We start from the raw sequence: 19,161 nt of genomic DNA, 5'->3' as shown, positions 1-19,161 counted from the left end.
TGTTCCCTGTTCCCTTTTATGGATAAAACCCAACTTTGGGCAACCCCAAGGTTTCATCCCAACCCAACATGATATTCATACACTGAATTGCTTGTCCGGCTTGGCCTTTAATCAGGTTGTCAATGGCTGACATGACAATAACGCGGCGGGTGCGAGGGTCAACTTCTATACCTATATAGCAAACATTACTACCGCACGCCCATTTGGTTTGGGGGTAAGTGCCACTATTACAGATTTTCACCCAAGGGGAATTACGGTAAAATGCAGTGTAAATTGTAATTAAATCATCACGCACTAAACCCGGATCTCTGAGGTTGGCGTACACGGTTGCTAAAATCCCCCGTACCATTGGGATTAAATGAGGTGTAAACTGCACTGTAACTTCGTGTCCTGCCAAATCACTGCAAATTTGCTCAATTTCTGGGGTGTGGCGGTGTCTACCGACGTTATAAGCACCCAGGGAGTTATCTGCTTCGGCTAACAACAGGTTGACTTTGGCTTGTCTGCCGCCCCCAGATGTGCCAGATTTAGCATCAATAATGGCTGTTTCAGGAACTATTAAACCTTGTTTGAGGAGTGGGGAAAGTGCAAGTAAGCTGGCTGTGGGATAACAACCAGGACAACCAATGAGTTGAGCTTCGGCAATGCGATCGCGATATAATTCTGGTAAGCCATAAACTGCTGTTTCTGCAATGGTGCGATCGCTTCTTTGAGTCCCATACCAAGTTGTATAAGTTTTCAAGTCACTGAATCTATAATCTGCACTCAAATCCAGCACTTTGCAGCCTTTCTCTAGCAATTTAGGCGCAATATCACAAGCTAAACCGTTCGGAAGAGAAAGAAAGACTACTTCACATCGACTCGCAATAATTTCTGGATCTACCGCTTCAATTTTGAGGTTAACTATACTACCCAGATGGGGGTAAAGATCCGCAAATGTTTTGCCGGCGCTGCTTTCACCACCTAAATAAACCAGTTCAACTTCTGGATGATCCATCAGGAGTCTGACTAGTTGCACTCCGCCATAACCTGACGCGCCAACAATTCCAACTGGTACGCGCCTTACATTACCCATGTTATGAAATCCTTATCCGCTTTTGGTTAATCTAATATAGCTATCATCAATCAGGTTGTTAGCTAATTGGTAATAACTGAATTATTATTGAACTTTCGCTGCATTGTATAGCAAAGATCCTCTTTTAGCGTACATATCAATTTATATCTGGGAAATATCTTTACAGAAAATCACACTCATAGTGTGTAGAAACTCATCTCAGTCAAGATTATGTTTTTTATGTGACAGAAAATTCTCAACTGCAAAAATTTGGTGAACATATCCGCACCATTAGAAAAGCTCAAGGTCTTTCACAAGAACAGTTAGCAGAACTCTCAGGACTACATCGCAACTACATCGGTGGTGTAGAACGTGGTGAAAGAAATGTTGCTTTATTAAACATAATTCGTATTGCTCACGCTTTGGGAATGTCCCCCAGTGAGTTATTAAAAGGTTTAGATTAAAAAATGGTATCTCCTTATTTTGGTATTCCTGTTGAAAAGTGGGCAGATAAAACTAAAGAACTGATAGAACAACATCCTCTAGATGTTAATGAAATATATGAAATTGTTATGAGCGTATGGGAGGAAATATTTGAATCTAGTATTACCAGTCGCGGATATAAAATAGGAAAGGATATATTTCCGAGTCCACAAATTATAGGTTCACTGTTACATGAACTGATTCCCTTAGAATTATCTAGTAAATATCCCCAGGTATGGAGAAGAGAACAAAATACTACAGAAAAGGATTTAGTTTATATCCCAGATGACAGTTTTTCTGTTGAAATTAAAACATCTTCTAGTCCTCGTGATTTTTTTGGTAATAGGAGTTATGCTCAAAAAAGCACTACTGGTAAAACCAAGAAAAGTAAATCAGGATACTATCTCATCATTAACTTTGAAAAAATAGAAAAGAAAACAAAACAAACTGATAATCTATTATTGACTAATCCCAAAATAAAACTTGTGCGTTTTGGCTGGATAGATCAAGAAGACTGGCAAGGACAAACATCTGCAACTGGACAACAAGCAAAATTAAGTGTAGATGTAAAACGCTATAAATTGCTTGAGTTACCTTTATCAAATTAGCGATAGCTGTTCAAATTTACTATTTTTCTCACTCAAAAAATTATCAATTCTGTTAGCAGCAATATCACAATATTCCTCACGAATTTCAAAACCAATTACCACACGGTTTAAATCTAAAGCTACCACAGCAGTAGTACCTGAACCTAAAAATGGATCTAAAATTATTTGATTTTGATTTGAAGATGCTTTAATTATTCTTTCAATTACAGCGACGGGAAACTGTGCAGGATGTGGTGTTCTTTCTTGGGAAGATCGGTTTTTACCAGAAGTAACTTTTGGAAATTCCCAAACATCTGTAGGATTTTTACCTAAAGGATTTACTTTGATTTTACCATTCTTTTTCTGATTGGGATATTTAACATTAGGATCACGAATATCGTCAAGATTAAAAGTATAAGTTTCTGAATTTTTCACATACCACAAAAATTTCTCATTTCTAGGTGAAAAGAACTTACTTCCCGCCACACCAGCACCATAATTCCAAACAATTTCTTGAATTAAGTAAAAAGGAATTTTATCCCAAAGCAAATAGGAAATAGGAATTGCTTTAGCACGATTTTTAATGGATAAATAACCTAAATTTAGCCAAAAAGCGCCATCAGATGAGGTAAGACGATAAACTTCTGTAATCCACTTTTCACACCAGGTTATATAATCATCTAATGGTAAGGGATTTTCATATTCTTTACCAATATTATATGGCGGACTTGTTACCGTCAGATTGATAAATTCATCTGGTAACATTGCCATTGCTTCTACACAGTCTAAATTGTAAATAAAGCAATTAGATGTTTGAAAGTAAGGTTTACCTAAATATTTAACTATATCAGATGGGTTCATAAACGATGATTTTTAAGAAGTAAATCAACCGTGAAAAAAAAGTTTAGCATAAATTAGCAAATAATTAATCATCAATATCCATCGCCAAATCTTCAAAATTAGTAATTGTCACTTCCACATCAGGGAATATTGCTGTTATTTTCAACTCTCCTCCCATAGCTTCAATAACTTGTCGCAGATGACTAACATACATATCATTACGATTTTCTAATCTAGAAATAGCAGGTTGTTTAATTTGCAATTTTTCAGCTAATTGAGTTTGAGACATTTTTAAAGATTGGCGCAATTCAGCTAATGCCATTTCCTGTTTTAATTTAGCTGTTTGAGTGGCAATTTTGGCTTTTCTTTCTGCGGAGAAATCTTTAGTAAGATTGCTAAACTTCTTATGTCCTGTCATATTAAACCCTCCCGACTAATTTCTTCAAGATATTCCTCATAAAGACGATCTGCTATGGGAATATATTTTTCATAAAATCGCTTATCTCCTGTTTTATCTCCACCAATAAGTAAAATTGCCACTCGTCGCGGATCAAAAGCATAAAAAATTCTGATTTGTTTACCACCGCTTTGAATACGCAACTCTCTGAGGTGGGAATTTTTTGCACCTTTAACATCGGATGAATAAGGAAAGGGTAATTGAGTTCCTTTTTCTTCCAGTAGTTGAACAATGCTGACAATATCATCTTGTTGTTCTTCTGTAAGAGTCTGCCACCAAAGCTCAAACTCATTCGTATATTCTATTTCCCAACTCACGTTCTATTATATTACGTTGATGTAATAAATCATAGCTCTAAACCAAGGCGAAAACAAACTTAAACTAGCTTGATTGCTCTAAATATCTGGATTAATTGTAATATTATTTACATATTCGTCATTAGTCAGGCTAAATAGACAGAAATCATTGTACAGAATCTCTAGTTTCGATAAACAGGCTACAATTTACAATAAGAAATTGTTAAAAAAATTTACGTTGGTAGCTAGAATTTCCTGTGTCAGAGCCTAATATTACCCAAACCTTTAAATTTGATTCTATTGATGCCGCTTTAGCAGACCTCAAAGCCGGTCGTGTCATTGTGGTGGTAGATGACGAAAATCGAGAAAATGAAGGTGATTTAATTTGCGCCGCCCAATTTGCCACGCCTGACATGATTAACTTCATGGCTGTGGAAGCCAGAGGGTTGATTTGTTTGGCTATGACAGGCGATCGCCTGGATGAACTAGACTTACCATTAATGGTGAGTAACATCACAGATACTAACCAAACTGCTTTCACTGTCAGCATTGACGCTGGACCTCATTTGGGTGTTAGCACAGGTATCTCAGCGGAAGATCGCGCTCGCACTATTCAAGTAACTCTCAACCCAGCCACAAAACCTGAAGAGTTACGCCGTCCTGGGCATATTTTCCCAATTCGGGCTAAAGCTGGCGGTGTTCTCAAACGGGCAGGACATACGGAAGCGGCGGTTGATTTAGCAAGATTAGCAGGATTATACCCTGCTGGGGTAATTTGTGAAATTCAAAATCCTGATGGTTCAATGGCACGATTACAGCAACTAGTTGAATATGCCAAAACCCATAAACTAAAAATTATTAGCATTGCTGATCTTATTAGTTATCGTCTGCAAAATGATCGTTTAGTGTATCGAGAAATCGTCACGAAGCTACCTAGCCAGTTTGGGCAATTTGATATTTACGGCTACCGCCACACTTTAGATAATACTGAACACGTAGCTATTGTCAAGGGTGATCCCGCAAGTTTTCGAGATGAAGCCGTGATGGTGCGGATGCACTCGGAATGTTTAACTGGTGATGCTTTGGGGTCTTTACGCTGTGATTGTCGGATGCAGTTAAACGCAGCATTGAAAATGATTGAAAATGCTGGTCAAGGTGTCGTTGTTTACCTACGTCAAGAAGGACGGGGTATAGGTTTAATCAACAAGCTAAAAGCCTATTCTTTGCAGGATATGGGCTTGGATACAGTAGAAGCTAATGAACGTTTGGGCTTTCCCGCTGATTTGCGTGATTATGGCATGGGGGCGCAAATTCTTATGGATTTAGGTGTTAAAAAAATTCGCTTGATTACTAATAATCCCCGTAAAATTGCTGGCGTTAAAGGTTATGGATTGGAAGTAGTTGATCGTGTTCCTTTGTTGATAGAGTCTAATGATTACAACTCTTATTATCTAGCGACTAAAGCCAAGAAGTTAGGACATATGTTGTTACAAACTTATCTGGTGACAGTAGCATTACACTGGGAAGATGAACCGGAATTGGTGACAACACGTTATGAACGTTTAGAAAAACTGCGACATTTAGCAAAAAATAATCATTTACTATTACAGGAAGAAGCAAGACCATTAGGAATTGCTTTATTTGATCAACCATCATTAACTGTACATTTGGGTTTTGACCAGGCAAATATTGCTGATGCTAATTGGTATCAACAGAAAGGACATCCTTACCTGCAAGCAATTGGTCAAATTCTCGATGATTTGGTGAATTTACCCTATGTCCATCAGCTAGATTTTCTCGTTTCTTCGGGTAGTGATCCGTTGAGTAATTTACAAGTAAAGTTAGATCGGCAGATTTTCAGTTCTGATGTACTACCTTCATCCTTGAGCGATCGCTTGGAGACACAACAGATTTATAGTTTTAGTAAGTAGGATATTCCGAATTTCCACACATTGATAATAGCTCTGGTTTTACGGCTAGAGCTATTTGTTTATTTTTGTTTATTCTTTCTGTATGCTTGAGTAATCCCACAAATATCTGAACCCACGTATCCCTTACGGGACAGAAGGAATAGGTGGGTTTTGTCTGTGTAGCCGCGTATCCCTAACGGGAGCCGGAGGCATCTTTATAATCGCCCAGAGAGTATGAATTTAGACTTGATTTTCGACCTCGTGAAGATGAATCTTTACAACAAGGTTATCTGTTAGGGCGATATGGTGCTATTCCTTTTATTAATGGGTTGAGGATTTAAAAAGATGCAACGAGGAAAATCTACCAATGTACCAGTTGCGTAAGTCCTGTCCTTATGAAGAATAGAAATCAATAAAAACTACCTATAGTAAATATCAAGGTGTAAAAAAATGAATTTATTAAAAAAACAACCAAGAGAAGCACTAAATAAAGCCTTTCTGAAAGTTAATCCTTTTAGAAATGATGTGGAGAATTTTAAAAGTCATCTGCAAAATCTACTTGATAAAATTAATGAATTTGAATCTGAAGAATTTCATAAGAATCTGATTGTGGATTTTTTAAAGAATACTTTTTATGGTGGAAATCATTTTATTAATACTAAGGGACGTAATGATTTAGTTATTCATAATGGTAAAGATGCTAAAAGTAATGTGGGGGTAATTTTAGAATTTAAAAAGCCAACTAACAAAAGCGAAATGCTAAAACTTGACAATCTGAATACTAAAGCATTTCAGGAATTAGTTTTGTATTTTTTGAGAGAACGTCTAATAGAGAAAAATTTAGAAATTAAATATTTAATAGCTACTAATATTTACGAATGGTTTATTTTTGATGCTCAGACTTTTGAAAACTTATTTATTGGTAATAAATCTTTAGTTCAACAATTTAATGATTTTGAAGAGGAGAGATTAAGTAGCAAAAAGACTGAATTTTTCTATAGAGAAATTGCTCAACCTGCTATTGCTGAAATTGCAGATAAGATTACTTTTACACATTTTGATATTCGAGAATATCAGGAATATTTAAAACCTGGTAAAAATCCAGATGAACATAAGTTAATTTCGCTGTTTAAGCTACTTTCTCCAGAACATTTATTAAAATTACCTTTTACTAATGATAGTAATACTCTTGATAAAGGATTTTACAGTGAATTATTACATATTATCGGTTTGGTAGAAACTAAGGAAGGTGGTAAAAAGCTGATTCAGCGGAAAAAGGAAGATGATAGAAATATTGGTTCATTAATAGAAAATGCTATTTCCCAAGTTGATAGTTTAGATAAAATTTCTCGTTTAGAAAAACCGGAACTATTTGGAGAAACTTATCAAGAACAACTTTTTAATCTGAGTTTAGAATTAGCAATTACTTGGATGAATAGAATCCTGTTTTTAAAATTATTGGAAGCTCAATTAATTAGATATCATAAAAATGATTCGTCTTGGGGATTTTTGAATTTACAAAAAGTCACAAATTATGATGATCTCAATAGTCTATTTTTTAGTGTTTTAGCTCGTAAACCACAAGAAAGAAGTAAAAATTTACAAGAGATATTTTATCATGTTCCTTATTTGAATAGTTCTTTGTTTGAACTTACAGAGATTGAACAAGAAACTATTTGTATTAGTAATTTGAGAAATGAGAAATTGCAAATTTTTCCTGGTACTATTCTAAAAGACAACAACGGTAAAAAACGTACTGGTGAAATTAATACTTTAGAATATCTATTTGAATTTCTCAATGCTTACAATTTTAGTAGTGATACTGGGGAAGAAATTCAGGAAGAAAATAAAAGGTTAATTAATGCTTCTGTATTGGGTTTAATCTTTGAGAAAATTAATGGTTATAAAGATGGTTCTTTCTTTACTCCCGGTTTTATTACCATGTATATGTGTCGGGAAACTATTAGAAGAGCGGTTGTACAAAAATTTAATGATATTCAAGGTTGGAATTGTGAAACTATTGATGATTTATATAATAAAATAGAGGATAAAAAAGCAGCTAATGAGATTATTAATAGTTTAAAAATATGTGATCCTGCTGTGGGTTCAGGACATTTTTTAGTTTCTGCTTTAAATGAAATTATTGCTATTAAAAGTGAGTTAAAGATTTTACTGGATAGACAAGGTAAGAGATTAAAGGAATATAGTTTTGAGGTTGCTAATGATGAGTTAGTTGTGATTGATGAGGATGGTTTATTATTTGAGTATAATCCGAAAAATCAGGAAAGTCAACGAGTACAAGAAACTCTATTTCATGAAAAACAAACGATTATTGAAAATTGTTTATTTGGTGTGGATATTAACCCCAATTCTGTAAAGATATGTCGGTTACGGTTATGGATTGAACTTTTAAAAAATGCTTATTATAAAACCTCACCCCTAACCCCTCTCCTGCGAGGAGAGGGGAAAATGGAAGAACTGGAGACTTTACCGAATATTGATATTAATATTAAATGTGGTAATTCTTTAATTAGTCGGTTTTCGTTAGATGCTAATTTGCGAATTGCTTTAAGTAAGAAGAAATACACTATAGAAGATTATAAAAATGCTGTAAAAACTTACCGCAATGCTGAAAATAAGGAGCAAAAGCGGGAAATGGAAAGATTAATTAAGGAGATTAAGGGTAATTTTAAAACTACTTTACAGGGAAGTGATCCCAATCAAACTAAGTTAAGAAGATTAGAGGGTGAACTTGATAATTTAACGCATAAGGATCAACAGTCTTTATTTGAAGAAACAAAAGTAGAAAAAAATACCCGTGAAAAAAAGATTATTAAGTTAAATAATGAGATTGATAAATTACGGGTTGAGATTGAGGATATGGAAAACCGTAAAATTTATGAAAATGCTTTTGAATGGCGTTTTGAGTTTCCTGAAGTGTTGAATGATGAAGGTGTTTTTATTGGTTTTGATGTCGTGATTGGAAATCCACCTTACATAACCTATCATGGTAGAAGAAGAGTTATAATTTCTAATGAAGTAATTAATTATTTCAAAAATCAATATGATTGTGCAAAAGATACAAAAAAAGACGGTAAATTTAATTCTGCAATGTTTTTTATAGAAAAATCTACTTTAATTGGAAATGAAAATTCTATATCATGTCTTATAACTGACATTTCATTTTATGAAGATTTTTATACTGGTGTTAAGAGAATTTTAATAAACAATACACTCATAATTGAGGTGGTAAATGGGTTATCTTCTTTTGAAGATGTTGGTAGTGGACAGCTTATTTTACTATTTAAATATTTACCATATAATCAAAGAAAAATAATTAATACTAACAAAGTTCGTGTTTTAATAAATGGTTTAGATGATGAATTTAGATTAGTTGATCAGAAAATTTGGGACAATGTAGATAAAAGATATCAATTTTATTTACCGGAGGATAATTACAACTCAATTATAGAAAAATTTGAAACTAATAATCAAACATTAGAATTTTATTTTCCTTATAAACTTATTAGGACGGGAGAAAGTATTGGTGTTCAAGAGCAAGGATTTGTTATAGATTCTATGACAAATGAAAAAAATATTAAGATTTATGAATATTTAGAAGGAAGTAAATCAGTTCCTAGCAAATATTGCGAACCTATGCCAACAAGATGGTTTAGATTTGATATACCCTTGCTAAATCAGAGAAACGAAGAATATAAAAAAGAAGCTAAGAATAATAATAGAAATAATCCTAAAGTATTGGGTATAGGAGATGAATTAACATTTGAAAACCCCAAAATTTTGATCCGACAATCTTGCGATCATCTCTGCTGTACGTATTCCGAAAAGCCTTTTGTTTATAACAGAAGCTATTATAGTATTAGTATTAAAAATAGTTCTGGTAGTTCTGGACTATCATCAAATAATTTATTGTATGTTTTAGCTTTGCTAAATTCAAAATTATTTACATATTATGCTCAAAAAACAAGAATAATTAGAATGGAAGTTGGAAAACGGCCACAAATTAGGTTAAATGATTTAAAAAGATTACCAATAAAGTATGAAAAGGGTGAATCTGAAAAACAACTAGTTACTAAAGTACAAGCAATACTAACTGCTAAAAAATCAGATCCGAATGCAGATACAACCACATTAGAAGCAGAAATTGATCAAATGGTTTATCAACTTTATAATTTAGAACCAGAAGAAATTAAAATTATAGAAAGTTCTAGCGCGTAGAGATTTACCATTACTAAACCCCTACGATTAATTTATAATTATCAGGATTTTCGTGAATTGGTATAACATCCTGTAAATCCTTAAATCCTGGAAATCCTGATATGGCTAACGCCACGCTTCGCTATCAGACAATTTGACAATTTAATTTTATCATCCTAATTAACATACAAAACCATAAACGGAATGATAGAATCAAAATATTAATATTTACCAAATAACTGAATTATAAAATTCCATGATTATTTTATCTGCTGTAATTAAATCAGCCTGATATTTTTGAGATAAAGCAACAATAACACGATCTGCGGGATCTTTATGACTCCATTCTAAAGCAACACTTTCTAACCATAAATTTTCATCAATGGGAATTATGGTAATCACATCAGATTTTTGTAAAGTTTCCAGATAAGTGGTTACAGGAACTCCTAAATCTAGCTTTTGATTTTTAATTTTAATGGCAATTTCCCAAAGTGAAATAGAAGCAACCAAACCATTTTTTTCAGCTTCCATTTTTTCACAAGCTGCTTTTGCGGAAACAGAGAGTTTATCAGGATCAAGACTCCACCAAATTAAAGCACAAGTATCTAAAACAAAGGTCATATTTCCCCCCATTCTTCAGTTGTGGGTGTGGTGATATCTTCAAAATATTGGACTTTACCACGTAGGGGATTAAATAATTCCTCTGTTGAACTTTTGACACTAATATTTTCTGATGTTTTAGTTTCTATAAAAGTGATTAAAACTTGGCTTTCTAAAATATTTTCAGGAATTTCAGCTAACTCAATTTTTCCATTGCGGTAGATTCCTTTAACAGTTTGTAGCATAGTTAATTATCTCCTTTGCTTTTAAACCCATTTTCGCTTAATTTACTTCTGAATCTCATAAACAAATTAGTAAAATTGATTTACCTAATTAGTGATAATATATCATAACACATTAATTTATCATCCTCATTGTCACATCAATATTAATAACCCTATGAGTTTTGACAACGTTTGTAAACTACTAGCAGAAAAATATCCCTTTGATTTTGCTAAATGGTTACTTCCCCAAGAACCAAAAACCATCAAAGTCTTAAAAACCGAATTGAGTATAGAACCAATTCGCGCTGATTTTGTCACTTTCTTACAAACAGAAAATCGCATTTTACATCTTGAATTTCAAACCAAACCACAATCTAAACCTCCTATTCCTTTTAGAGAGTTAGACTATTCGGTAAGATTAATTCGTACATATCAAGTTCCGGTTACTCAAGTCGTGATTTTCTTACAAGAAACAGATGATCCCATTGTTTTTACCGACGAATATGTTAACGAAACAACAACACACCGTTACCGTGTAATCAGAATGTGGGAACAAGAACCAGAATTATTTTTAAATAATCTGCCATTATTACCATTAGCACCATTAACGCGGACAAATTCACCCCAAGGTTTATTATCCCAGATTGCCAATAATGTTGCTAAAATTGTAGATAGGGAAACTAAACAGGATATTGCAGCTTACACAGAGATTTTAGCTGGTTTGCGGTTTGAAAAAGATTTTATTCGTCAATTATTGAGTGAGGATATTATGCAAGAATCAGTAATTTATCAGGATATTTTCCAGAAAGGAGAAGGAAAAGAGGCAGTTAAATTTTGTCTAATGTTACTTAATCAACGCTTTGGAAAACTTGATTCCGAAATAATTAACAGAGTTAAAGTTTTACCTGTGGAACAGCTAGAAAATTTAGGTGCAGCGTTGTTTAATATTTCCGAAATTGCTGATTTAGTAAATTGGTTAAATCAAGAAGATCATCATTAATAGTAGTTTTTGGGTTAGGTTTTCTCAACCCAAATAAAAATATCATGGCTGAAGTTACGCTATACACATTTGATGTAAAAAACCAGATCCCCGACTTCTTTAAGAAGTCGGGGATCTTATTCTCATCGGTTTAAAAATCTACCCCCCGCTTCAGTTCTACACCTTGATTTGCATAATGTTTATGACAATAAACCTCAGAATGAATACTAGCTAAATCAAAATATGCAGGTTGATTTTGACAGCGGCCAGTAATAATGATTTCCGTGTCTCTTGGTTTACGTAACAAAGCTTGAACAATGGGATCAACAGGTAATAATTCTAAATCAACTGTAGGATTGAGTTCATCGAGAATGATGGTTTTATAAATACCAGATGCGATCGCAGTTTTGGCAATTTCCCAACCTCTTTCTGCTTCTACATAGTCTAATTCTTGGCGAGAATTACGCCACACTATCGCATCTCTACCACAGCGTAAATGATCCACTACTTCAGGATAGGATTGTTGTAAAGCTGCGATCGCTGCATCTTCAGTATATCCACTACCACCCTTTAACCACTGCATAATTAATACACGAGTCGAACCAGGATGATTAATACCTCTGCCAATGGCTTGTAAAGCCTTACCCAAAGCACTGGTAGACTTTCCTTTACCTGCACCTGTATAAATTTCTATGCCTTCAATTAAAAGTGCTGCTGCGGTGGGGTGATGCTGGGGTTTCATTTCCGAGTGTAGATCCGCAATATCTAATAAATCTTGCGGTGCAGCGCGTCCAGTCGCAATGATCTCCAATTCCTGGGGTTTGGATTTTAAAGTTTGTACCACCTCATCAACGGGTAGTAAACCCAAATCTAAAACCGGGTTAATTTCGTCTAAAACCACAACTGAATACAACCCAGAAGCGATCGCACCCTTAGCTACATCCCAACCCCTTGCAGCTTCGGTTCTGTCAAAGGACGTAATTTCATCATAGCCAAAAAACTCGGCTCTCCCCGTGCGAACCTGATCGATTAAATGGGGAAAACCACGCTGTAAAGCTGCGATCGCCCCATCTTCATCATAATCACGTTCTGGACCTTTCAAAAACCGCAACAGTAAGACACGATTGGAATTACTGGGTGCATTTATTCCCAACCCAATCGAGCGCAAAACCACCCCTAAAGCCGCTTGGGACTTACCTTTACCCACACCATCATAAACGTGAATTTGACCCGTGAGACGTTCAGAACGCACTTGCGCTGTGCGAATACCGATGCCATTTCTTGTCATTTTTGAAAAAGCTGTAACGTGGCAGTTTCTTATTTTACCGAACCTCTTGGCTAATTAGGTAGAATAATTTTACCTCATGCCTCAGTATTAGAAATAAATATATGTATTAATAATATCATTAAAAATATACTGGCACAATCAGAACAAAAATGGTAAGAAGAATGAGATAATTTCCACCATCATCCGTATTATCTCAGTTATACTTTCTACAGTTTAGCTGTTCAATATCTAACATCCTTCAGTTCCATCCTCACCGGGTTGGGTTCAAGTCAAAATTTCAAATCCCAAATTTATTGATGCTTTATGTCTGACGAATTATCAATACCAAGAATTTTACCCATTGGGGCGATTTTGTTTGAGACTTTATTTTTATTAATTGCCATTTCCTTAGAAGGCTACATTCTCAATAGATCACTAAAATTTGACAAAAAAACCAGTATTTTTTATGCCATAGCTATGAACGTTTTTTCCAGCGTTATTGGCTGGAATGTATTTTTTCTGATCGAACCAATATTATCTTTACCCATCAAATCGGAACTAATTAGCTACGTTTTTTTTAACACATTCAAAAATCCCCGAACCCAAAATTATATAATTCTCACCGGGTTTATGATTTTCTTTGCTACTTTTTTGGTAAAGTTTATATTTTTAAAACTATTGATTATTACCTTAGATGAAAGTGGTAAAAAGGAAGAAGTAACAGAAACCTCCCAGCGTCAAAAAATACTCAGGAATGAAAAACTAAAATTAAAAAATAACAATTTAATTACTACTACATTAATTGCAAATTCACTGAGTTATACGGCTATTACAGTAATTTTAATAATTCGTAATTTGGCTATAGGAATTAAGTAATTATAACTCACATTCACTCTGATTAAATAGGTAAGAAAAACATGAATTCATCATTGTTTAAAGAAGTAATTGTTCTATTTAAATTTATTCAAGATTTATTTTTGGGAATTCAAAAACTTTTAATGCCTCCCAAGGCTTTTTCTTGGCAAACATTTATTTACTTAAGTATTTTTTCTTGGGTAACTTCATATTTTGCAACAGGCCCAATAAAAAGTATTATTGCCCTCACAGGTTGGGGATTTTTAATTGCTGGTACAGCTTGGTATACTACAGATGATCCTGCTAGAGTTCCTGGTACTTTCATGCCAGTGGGAGCATTAATAACTGGTTTTTTAGTTAGTGTTTTTGCCTTTGGACATCAAGAAAACGTAATTACAACTAGAACTATAGTTCTTTGGCCAACAATTGCAGCAATTATTACATCAATACCGGAATTTTTCGCAGGAACAGGTACATCAGCAAAAGCAACTCTTCCTAAGTTAGAAATGCGGCAAAAAATTATCGTTTTGCTGGCTTGGTCTATGTTAATAAGTTGCTGGATTCAGTTTTATTTTGTTATAGATAAATGGTTAAAAGAATATCCCAGTTTATCAGCAGATAATTTTCAACGTAGCACCTTTGTCATTAGACTAGAACCAAAATCTAAAAGACCAGAAAACGGTAATATGTTATTAAATAAAATTCAACCGTTAATACAAGAACAAATAGATAACCGACCTTGGTCAGAAGTAGAAAGATGGTTACTAGAAGCTAACCAACAAGTTGGCAATTTGGGGAACAGTATGATTAACAAAAACCTGGATAAATACGAAGAAAAGGGACTATGGAGAATTGAACCACGTGTAGTCAATGTCCAATCTGGATATAGATTAGATATCCTCAGTATTTGGCAAGGTCCAAGTACAAATCCCAGGGGCTTTTATCTGCAAAAATCTTGTCGCATTCAACCAGTTGCCACAGTTAAAAATCCAGAAAATAAAAACGCATTAGCAGAAATTGAATGCGATCGCAATAGCAGATTTTTCCTGGGTTCACCACCACCACAACAGTAAACAATTAAAAGAATGCAGAATTTAGAATTTAGAATTACGTTTTACAACGGGGATTTTACCCCGATGCAAAACCCGCTGCTTGTAGAAGCAGGGGGACTTTAACCCCCAAAGGTAAATTAAAACCTAAAAATTACAAAATCCACAACACCAAAAACTATGAATCCAGTCAGAACTTTTGTCATGGCAAAAAATGTGTTTCAGGAAGTGATACGCGATCGCATCCTCTACATTATCGGTTTTTATGCCATTATTCTTGCTGTCGCTAACCGCGCAATTTTTGAATTTGCCGCCACAACTCAAGAAAAAATCTTTTTAGACTTTGGTTTGGCAGTCATGAACGTTATCGGTTTAATTGTTGCTATCTTTATAGGTACAGGACTAGTTAACAAAGAAATTGAAAAGCGCACTATTTTAATGTTAATTGCTAAACCTATCAGTCGTAGTGAATTTATCACCAGTAAATACTTAGGATTATCCGGTGTACTGGGAGTAATCATAGCGGCAATGACAGCAATTTATCTGGTATTTTTACAACTTGGTAAAATTTCTTATCCCATCACCAGTATTTTAATTGCTATATTGTTCTTATTTTTGCAATTGACCTTAATTACCGCTGTCGCTATCACATTAGGTGTTTTTACAAGTTCCCTAATAGCAACTGCTTTAACATTTGCAGTCTATTTAATGGGGAATATTAGCAAAGATTTAGTTGCACTTGGCCGCCTTAGTCAAAACCCTGGTGTCGAAAGAATTACCCAAGGTTTATATCTCATACTTCCCGACTTATCTCGCTTAGATCTAAAAAATGATGCCGTTTATGGACTGCAAGCAATCCCAGACACTATGACACTCATCAGTCATGCAGGTTATGGTTTACTTTATAGTTTCATGTTGTTAGCGATCGCTATTTTTATCTTCTTGAAAAAAGAGTTTTAATCACAGATAGCAGGAGTTAAAAGGCAGAAGATTTTTAATTTTTATGTAAGTATTCAGCTATAGCAACAGTTCATACCCAGATCCCCGACTTCTAAGATCAATTTATTATTTATGGACACAATAAACAAAAGAAGTCGGGGATCTTATCGCCTCACCTGAATTCTGACATTTTTATGAATCTTCTCCCCAAGTTCTTAACTGCAAATAAACTAATACCAAAGTTACAACTAACAATACTGTTGCTACTGCTGCGGCATAACCAAAATCAAATTGAGCAAAAGCTTCTTGATAAGTGTAATAAACCAACGAATTAGTAGAATTTAATGGACCACCACCTGTAATCACATAAACAGGTTCAAAACTTCGCAATGTAAAAATTGCCGTAGTCACTGTAGTAAAAATTAAAGTTGGTCTTAAACCTGGTAAGGTAATGTGCCAAAATTGCTGCCAAGCATTTGCCCCATCCATTTCTGCTGCTTCATAGTGACTGGGAGGAATAGCCTGTAAACCAGCTAAAAAAACCACCATATTGAAACCTATTTGTTTCCAAATACTAAATAAAATTATGACTGGCATTGCCCAAAAAGTATCACCTAACCAGAATATGGGTGCAACACCAAAAAAATTTAAGAGTCCATTAACAGGACCAGTATTTTGAAACAACCAGCGAAATCCTAAACCAGCAGCAACTAGGGAAATAATGGAAGGTAGAAAATAGGCGCTTCGTAACAAACCCCGCAAAGCTAAAGTACGGTCTAATAATACTGCTAATCCCAAGGGAATAACTAAACTGGGAACAAGACTCCCAAGAGTAAAATAAGCAGTGTTAAAAATAACTTGCCAAAAATCAGAGTTTAGTAACAAACGCCAATAGTTTTTGAAGCCTACTAAATAAGTCCCGGTTGAGGTAAAACTACCCGCAGTAAAACTCAGATAAAACAAATAGGTAATTGGCCAAATTACAAATAAGCCTAACAAAATTAATGCTGGTGTGAGAAAAACCCAGGCAGCCACTGTATCATTATCTAGCAGTTGCTTAGAAGAAGAACGAGTTATTTTCATGGTAATCTTAGTAATTCAGACAATATTTATAATTTTATGAGTCAATATTACCCGATTGATACATCATCTAGCCTAATTTCTCCCGACATTTCTACCAACAATTTACAACCAACTAAGCCATTAAAACTGGGAGTGATGGCTTCTGGAAATGGCAGTAATTTTGATGTAGTTGCCCAAGCTATCCAAGAAGAAAGACTCAACGCCCAAATTCAAGTTTTAATTTATAATAACCCCTCCGCAAAGGCAGCAGTTAGGGCAGCAAATCGAGGAGTGGAAGCAGTATTGTTAAATCACCGTGATTATAAAAAACGCGAAGATTTGGATAGAGCAATTGTCAAAACTTTACAGCAATATAATGTAGATTTAGTAATTATGGCCGGTTGGATGCGTTTGGTTACGCAAGAGTTAATTGATGCTTTTCCTGATAAAATTATTAATATCCATCCCAGCTTATTACCTAGTTTTAAAGGTGTGCGGGCTGTTGAACAAGCTTTAGCCGCAGGGGTAAAAATAACTGGTTGTACTGTACATCTCCTGCGTTTAGAAATGGACAGTGGTCCGATTTTGATGCAAGCCGCAGTACCTGTATTGCCAGATGATACCGCAGCAACACTACACGCGAGAATCCAAATCCAGGAACATCGTATTTTACCATTAGCGATCGCTGCAATAGGGAATAGGTGACAGGTGACAGGTGACAGCTAAGAAAGCAGGGGCGCAAGGGAGAATAACTTTAATATCTATTTCCCAATCCCCAATCCCCAATCCCCAATCCCCAATCCCCTGTATAAATGCTACAATCCTCAGTTAGAAATTTAGGATATATCAATGCCAATTTTAACTAGCCCAATCAAATTTGGTACAGATGGCTGGCGGGGGGTAATTGGCGAGGAATTTACCTTTGAGCGCCTAGCCATAGTAGCCCCAGTTGCAGCCCAAGTCTTATATAATACGTATTATTCTACAGTGGGTAGCCGTACCATCATTGTCGGTTACGATCGCCGTTTTATGGCGGAAGAATTTGCCCGTGTCGTCGCTGATGCTGTCAAAGCAGTTGGTTTTGATGTGTTATTTAGCGAAACTTACGCCCCAACCCCGGCTTTTAGCTGGGCTGCAAAAGACCTCAACGCTTTAGGTGCGTTAGTCATCACTGCCAGTCATAATCCCGGCACATATTTAGGTCTAAAAGTCAAGAGTGCTTTTGGCGGTTCTGTACCCCCAGAAGTTACTAAAGAGATAGAAGAGTTGTTAACGGTGGAAGTGGCAAACTCAGCAACTCCAGGAAAAGAAGAAACTTTTGATCCCTGGCCTAGTTATTGTCAAGCCTTAGAAAAGAAAGTGAATATTGACGAAATTAGAGCAGCAATATCATCAGGTAAATTAACATTATTTGTTGATGTCATGCACGGTGCAGCTGCCAGTGGTTTGGGTAGATTATTAGGCGAAAAAGTCAAAGAAATTAACAGCAACCGTGATCCTTTATTTGAAGGAGGTGCGCCCGAACCTTTGCCAAAATACCTTTCCCGACTATTTGCAGAAATCAAAAATCATAGAGAAAGTAATAACTCAAGTTTAACGGTAGGTTTAGTATTTGATGGAGATTGCGATCGCATTGCAGCAGTAGACAAAAACGCTAATTTTCTCAGTTCCCAAATATTAATCCCCATCTTAATTGATCACCTCACCCGCAGACGCAATTTTACAGGAGAAATTGTCAAAACAGTCAGCGGTTCTGATTTAATTCCCCTGGTCGCTAAATTACTGAATCTATCTGTATTTGAAACCGCAGTTGGTTATAAATACATTGCTGATAGAATGTTAGTAACAGAAGTATTACTAGGTGGTGAAGAATCTGGAGGTATTGGTTATGGTAGCCATATTCCCGAACGAGATGCTTTACTATCAGCGTTGTATGTGTTAGAAGCAGTTGTAGAATCGGGTTTAGATTTAGGCGAATATTATCAACAATTGCAACAACAAACTAATTTTTCCTCAGCCTATGATCGCATAGATTTACCTTTGGCCAGCATGGAAGTTAGAGGACGTTTATTACAACAATTACAAACCCAACCTTTAACAGAAATTGATGGTAAAAAAGTAATTGATTGCAATACAATTGACGGCTATAAATTCCGTCTTGCTGATCAAAGTTGGTTAATGATTCGTTTTAGTGGTACTGAACCAGTTTTACGCCTTTATTGTGAAGCACCCACAATAAAACAAGTTCATCAAACTCTAGCTTGGGCAAAAACTTGGGCGGAATCAAATTAATAGGTAATAGGTAATGGGTAATGGGTAATTGGTAATTGGGTTATTCATC

General features: G+C 35.2%; 18 protein-coding genes. 10 read left to right on the top strand and 8 right to left on the bottom strand.

Annotated features, from left to right (window positions below; translation table 11 throughout):
- Window positions 1-16 precede the first annotated feature (16 nt).
- On the bottom strand, window positions 17-1,075 hold the full coding sequence (gene argC, locus VB694_RS20935; RefSeq protein WP_323362265.1) for an N-acetyl-gamma-glutamyl-phosphate reductase: 1,059 nt from the start codon (window positions 1,073-1,075) through the stop codon (window positions 17-19).
- 221 nt (window positions 1,076-1,296) lie between these two features.
- Here argC and VB694_RS20930 point away from each other — a divergent pair, with 221 nt between their 5' ends.
- Both VB694_RS20930 and VB694_RS20925 read left to right on the top strand, forming a co-directional pair.
- Complete coding sequence (locus tag VB694_RS20930; RefSeq protein ID WP_323362264.1) at window positions 1,297-1,518, top strand: helix-turn-helix transcriptional regulator; 222 nt, start codon at window positions 1,297-1,299, stop codon at window positions 1,516-1,518.
- A gap of 3 nt (window positions 1,519-1,521) precedes the next feature.
- On the top strand, window positions 1,522-2,145 hold the full coding sequence (locus VB694_RS20925) for a ScaI family restriction endonuclease (RefSeq protein ID WP_323362263.1): 624 nt from the start codon (window positions 1,522-1,524) through the stop codon (window positions 2,143-2,145).
- Here the strand turns inward: VB694_RS20925 and VB694_RS20920 are convergent.
- The 3 genes from VB694_RS20920 to VB694_RS20910 form a co-directional block, all read right to left on the bottom strand.
- Window positions 2,137-2,985: a site-specific DNA-methyltransferase gene (locus VB694_RS20920; protein ID WP_323362262.1), complete on the bottom strand. Its 849-nt coding sequence runs from the start codon at window positions 2,983-2,985 to the stop codon at window positions 2,137-2,139. The genes VB694_RS20925 and VB694_RS20920 overlap by 9 nt on opposite strands.
- 64 nt (window positions 2,986-3,049) lie before the next feature.
- Window positions 3,050-3,382, bottom strand: a complete 333-nt coding sequence (locus VB694_RS20915) for an XRE family transcriptional regulator (protein ID WP_323362261.1) — start codon at window positions 3,380-3,382, stop codon at window positions 3,050-3,052.
- Window positions 3,379-3,738, bottom strand: coding sequence for a type II toxin-antitoxin system RelE/ParE family toxin (locus VB694_RS20910; RefSeq protein WP_323362260.1), 360 nt, complete (start codon window positions 3,736-3,738; stop codon window positions 3,379-3,381). The genes VB694_RS20915 and VB694_RS20910 overlap by 4 nt, the downstream gene beginning before the upstream one ends.
- Window positions 3,739-3,974: 236 nt before the next feature.
- On the opposite strand from VB694_RS20910, the gene ribBA reads away from it, so the two are divergent.
- Together ribBA and VB694_RS20900 are read left to right on the top strand one after the other, a co-directional pair.
- Window positions 3,975-5,648 carry a bifunctional 3,4-dihydroxy-2-butanone-4-phosphate synthase/GTP cyclohydrolase II gene (gene ribBA, locus VB694_RS20905; protein WP_323362259.1) on the top strand — a complete coding sequence of 558 codons (1,674 nt, stop codon included), beginning with the start codon at window positions 3,975-3,977 and terminating at the stop codon, window positions 5,646-5,648.
- A 429-nt stretch (window positions 5,649-6,077) separates the two neighbouring features.
- The gene (locus VB694_RS20900; protein WP_323362258.1) at window positions 6,078-9,866 is read left to right on the top strand and encodes an Eco57I restriction-modification methylase domain-containing protein; all 3,789 of its coding nucleotides are present in this window, start codon (window positions 6,078-6,080) and stop codon (window positions 9,864-9,866) included.
- Between the two features lie 207 nt (window positions 9,867-10,073).
- On the opposite strand, the gene VB694_RS20895 is transcribed toward VB694_RS20900, so the two are convergent.
- Window positions 10,074-10,466 (bottom strand): type II toxin-antitoxin system VapC family toxin, encoded by a 393-nt coding sequence (locus tag VB694_RS20895; RefSeq protein ID WP_323362257.1) that lies wholly within the window; start codon window positions 10,464-10,466, stop codon window positions 10,074-10,076.
- A complete protein-coding gene (locus tag VB694_RS20890) occupies window positions 10,463-10,690 on the bottom strand; it encodes a hypothetical protein (RefSeq protein WP_323362256.1) in 228 nt (75 codons plus the stop codon). Before VB694_RS20890 ends, VB694_RS20895 begins: the two co-directional genes overlap by 4 nt.
- 154 nt (window positions 10,691-10,844) lie before the next feature.
- On the opposite strand from VB694_RS20890, the gene VB694_RS20885 reads away from it, so the two are divergent.
- On the top strand, window positions 10,845-11,669 hold the full coding sequence (locus VB694_RS20885; RefSeq protein WP_323362255.1) for a DUF4351 domain-containing protein: 825 nt from the start codon (window positions 10,845-10,847) through the stop codon (window positions 11,667-11,669).
- 130 nt (window positions 11,670-11,799) lie between these two features.
- Here VB694_RS20885 and VB694_RS20880 read toward each other — a convergent pair whose 3' ends face one another.
- On the bottom strand, window positions 11,800-12,936 hold the full coding sequence (locus VB694_RS20880; RefSeq protein ID WP_323362254.1) for a cob(I)yrinic acid a,c-diamide adenosyltransferase: 1,137 nt from the start codon (window positions 12,934-12,936) through the stop codon (window positions 11,800-11,802).
- Window positions 12,937-13,239: 303 nt separating this feature from the next.
- Here VB694_RS20880 and fraC point away from each other — a divergent pair, with 303 nt between their 5' ends.
- The 3 genes from fraC (at window position 13,240) to VB694_RS20865 (ending at window position 15,779) form a co-directional block, all read left to right on the top strand.
- Window positions 13,240-13,791 (top strand): filament integrity protein FraC, encoded by a 552-nt coding sequence (fraC, locus tag VB694_RS20875; protein ID WP_323362253.1) that lies wholly within the window; start codon window positions 13,240-13,242, stop codon window positions 13,789-13,791.
- 41 nt (window positions 13,792-13,832) lie between these two features.
- Window positions 13,833-14,843, top strand: coding sequence for a septal junction protein FraD (gene fraD, locus VB694_RS20870; protein ID WP_323362252.1), 1,011 nt, complete (start codon window positions 13,833-13,835; stop codon window positions 14,841-14,843).
- Between the two features lie 156 nt (window positions 14,844-14,999).
- Window positions 15,000-15,779, top strand: coding sequence for an ABC transporter permease (locus tag VB694_RS20865; RefSeq protein WP_323362251.1), 780 nt, complete (start codon window positions 15,000-15,002; stop codon window positions 15,777-15,779).
- 171 nt (window positions 15,780-15,950) lie between these two features.
- On the opposite strand, the gene VB694_RS20860 is transcribed toward VB694_RS20865, so the two are convergent.
- Window positions 15,951-16,841 carry a sugar ABC transporter permease gene (locus VB694_RS20860; RefSeq protein ID WP_323362250.1) on the bottom strand — a complete coding sequence of 297 codons (891 nt, stop codon included), beginning with the start codon at window positions 16,839-16,841 and terminating at the stop codon, window positions 15,951-15,953.
- 36 nt (window positions 16,842-16,877) lie between these two features.
- Between VB694_RS20860 and purN the strand changes: the two genes are divergently transcribed.
- Complete coding sequence (purN, locus tag VB694_RS20855; protein ID WP_323362249.1) at window positions 16,878-17,525, top strand: phosphoribosylglycinamide formyltransferase; 648 nt, start codon at window positions 16,878-16,880, stop codon at window positions 17,523-17,525.
- A 144-nt stretch (window positions 17,526-17,669) separates the two neighbouring features.
- Window positions 17,670-19,112: a phosphoglucomutase/phosphomannomutase family protein gene (locus VB694_RS20850; RefSeq protein WP_323362248.1), complete on the top strand. Its 1,443-nt coding sequence runs from the start codon at window positions 17,670-17,672 to the stop codon at window positions 19,110-19,112.
- Window positions 19,113-19,161 lie beyond the last annotated feature (49 nt).

The organism is Anabaena sp. UHCC 0451 (assembly GCF_034931405.1).
Lineage (GTDB): Bacteria > Cyanobacteriota > Cyanobacteriia > Cyanobacteriales > Nostocaceae > RDYJ01.
The sequence above is the reverse complement of the archived record's forward strand: the minus strand, read 5'-3'. Positions and strand labels throughout refer to the sequence as shown.

Bases quoted from the DNA above. Each gene is read 5' to 3' on its own strand.
- argC (WP_323362265.1), bottom strand. From the start codon at position 1,075: ATGGGTAATGTAAGGCGCGTACCAGTTGGAATTGTTGGCGCGTCAGGT.
- VB694_RS20925 (WP_323362263.1), top strand. From the start codon at position 1,522: ATGGTATCTCCTTATTTTGGTATTCCTGTTGAAAAGTGGGCAGATAAA.
- VB694_RS20920 (WP_323362262.1), bottom strand. From the start codon at position 2,985: ATGAACCCATCTGATATAGTTAAATATTTAGGTAAACCTTACTTTCAA.
- VB694_RS20915 (WP_323362261.1), bottom strand. From the start codon at position 3,382: ATGACAGGACATAAGAAGTTTAGCAATCTTACTAAAGATTTCTCCGCA.
- VB694_RS20900 (WP_323362258.1), top strand. From the start codon at position 6,078: ATGAATTTATTAAAAAAACAACCAAGAGAAGCACTAAATAAAGCCTTT.
- VB694_RS20895 (WP_323362257.1), bottom strand. From the start codon at position 10,466: ATGACCTTTGTTTTAGATACTTGTGCTTTAATTTGGTGGAGTCTTGAT.
- VB694_RS20890 (WP_323362256.1), bottom strand. From the start codon at position 10,690: ATGCTACAAACTGTTAAAGGAATCTACCGCAATGGAAAAATTGAGTTA.
- VB694_RS20885 (WP_323362255.1), top strand. From the start codon at position 10,845: ATGAGTTTTGACAACGTTTGTAAACTACTAGCAGAAAAATATCCCTTT.
- VB694_RS20880 (WP_323362254.1), bottom strand. From the start codon at position 12,936: ATGACAAGAAATGGCATCGGTATTCGCACAGCGCAAGTGCGTTCTGAA.
- fraC (WP_323362253.1), top strand. From the start codon at position 13,240: ATGTCTGACGAATTATCAATACCAAGAATTTTACCCATTGGGGCGATT.
- fraD (WP_323362252.1), top strand. From the start codon at position 13,833: ATGAATTCATCATTGTTTAAAGAAGTAATTGTTCTATTTAAATTTATT.
- VB694_RS20865 (WP_323362251.1), top strand. From the start codon at position 15,000: ATGAATCCAGTCAGAACTTTTGTCATGGCAAAAAATGTGTTTCAGGAA.
- VB694_RS20860 (WP_323362250.1), bottom strand. From the start codon at position 16,841: ATGAAAATAACTCGTTCTTCTTCTAAGCAACTGCTAGATAATGATACA.
- purN (WP_323362249.1), top strand. From the start codon at position 16,878: ATGAGTCAATATTACCCGATTGATACATCATCTAGCCTAATTTCTCCC.
- VB694_RS20850 (WP_323362248.1), top strand. From the start codon at position 17,670: ATGCCAATTTTAACTAGCCCAATCAAATTTGGTACAGATGGCTGGCGG.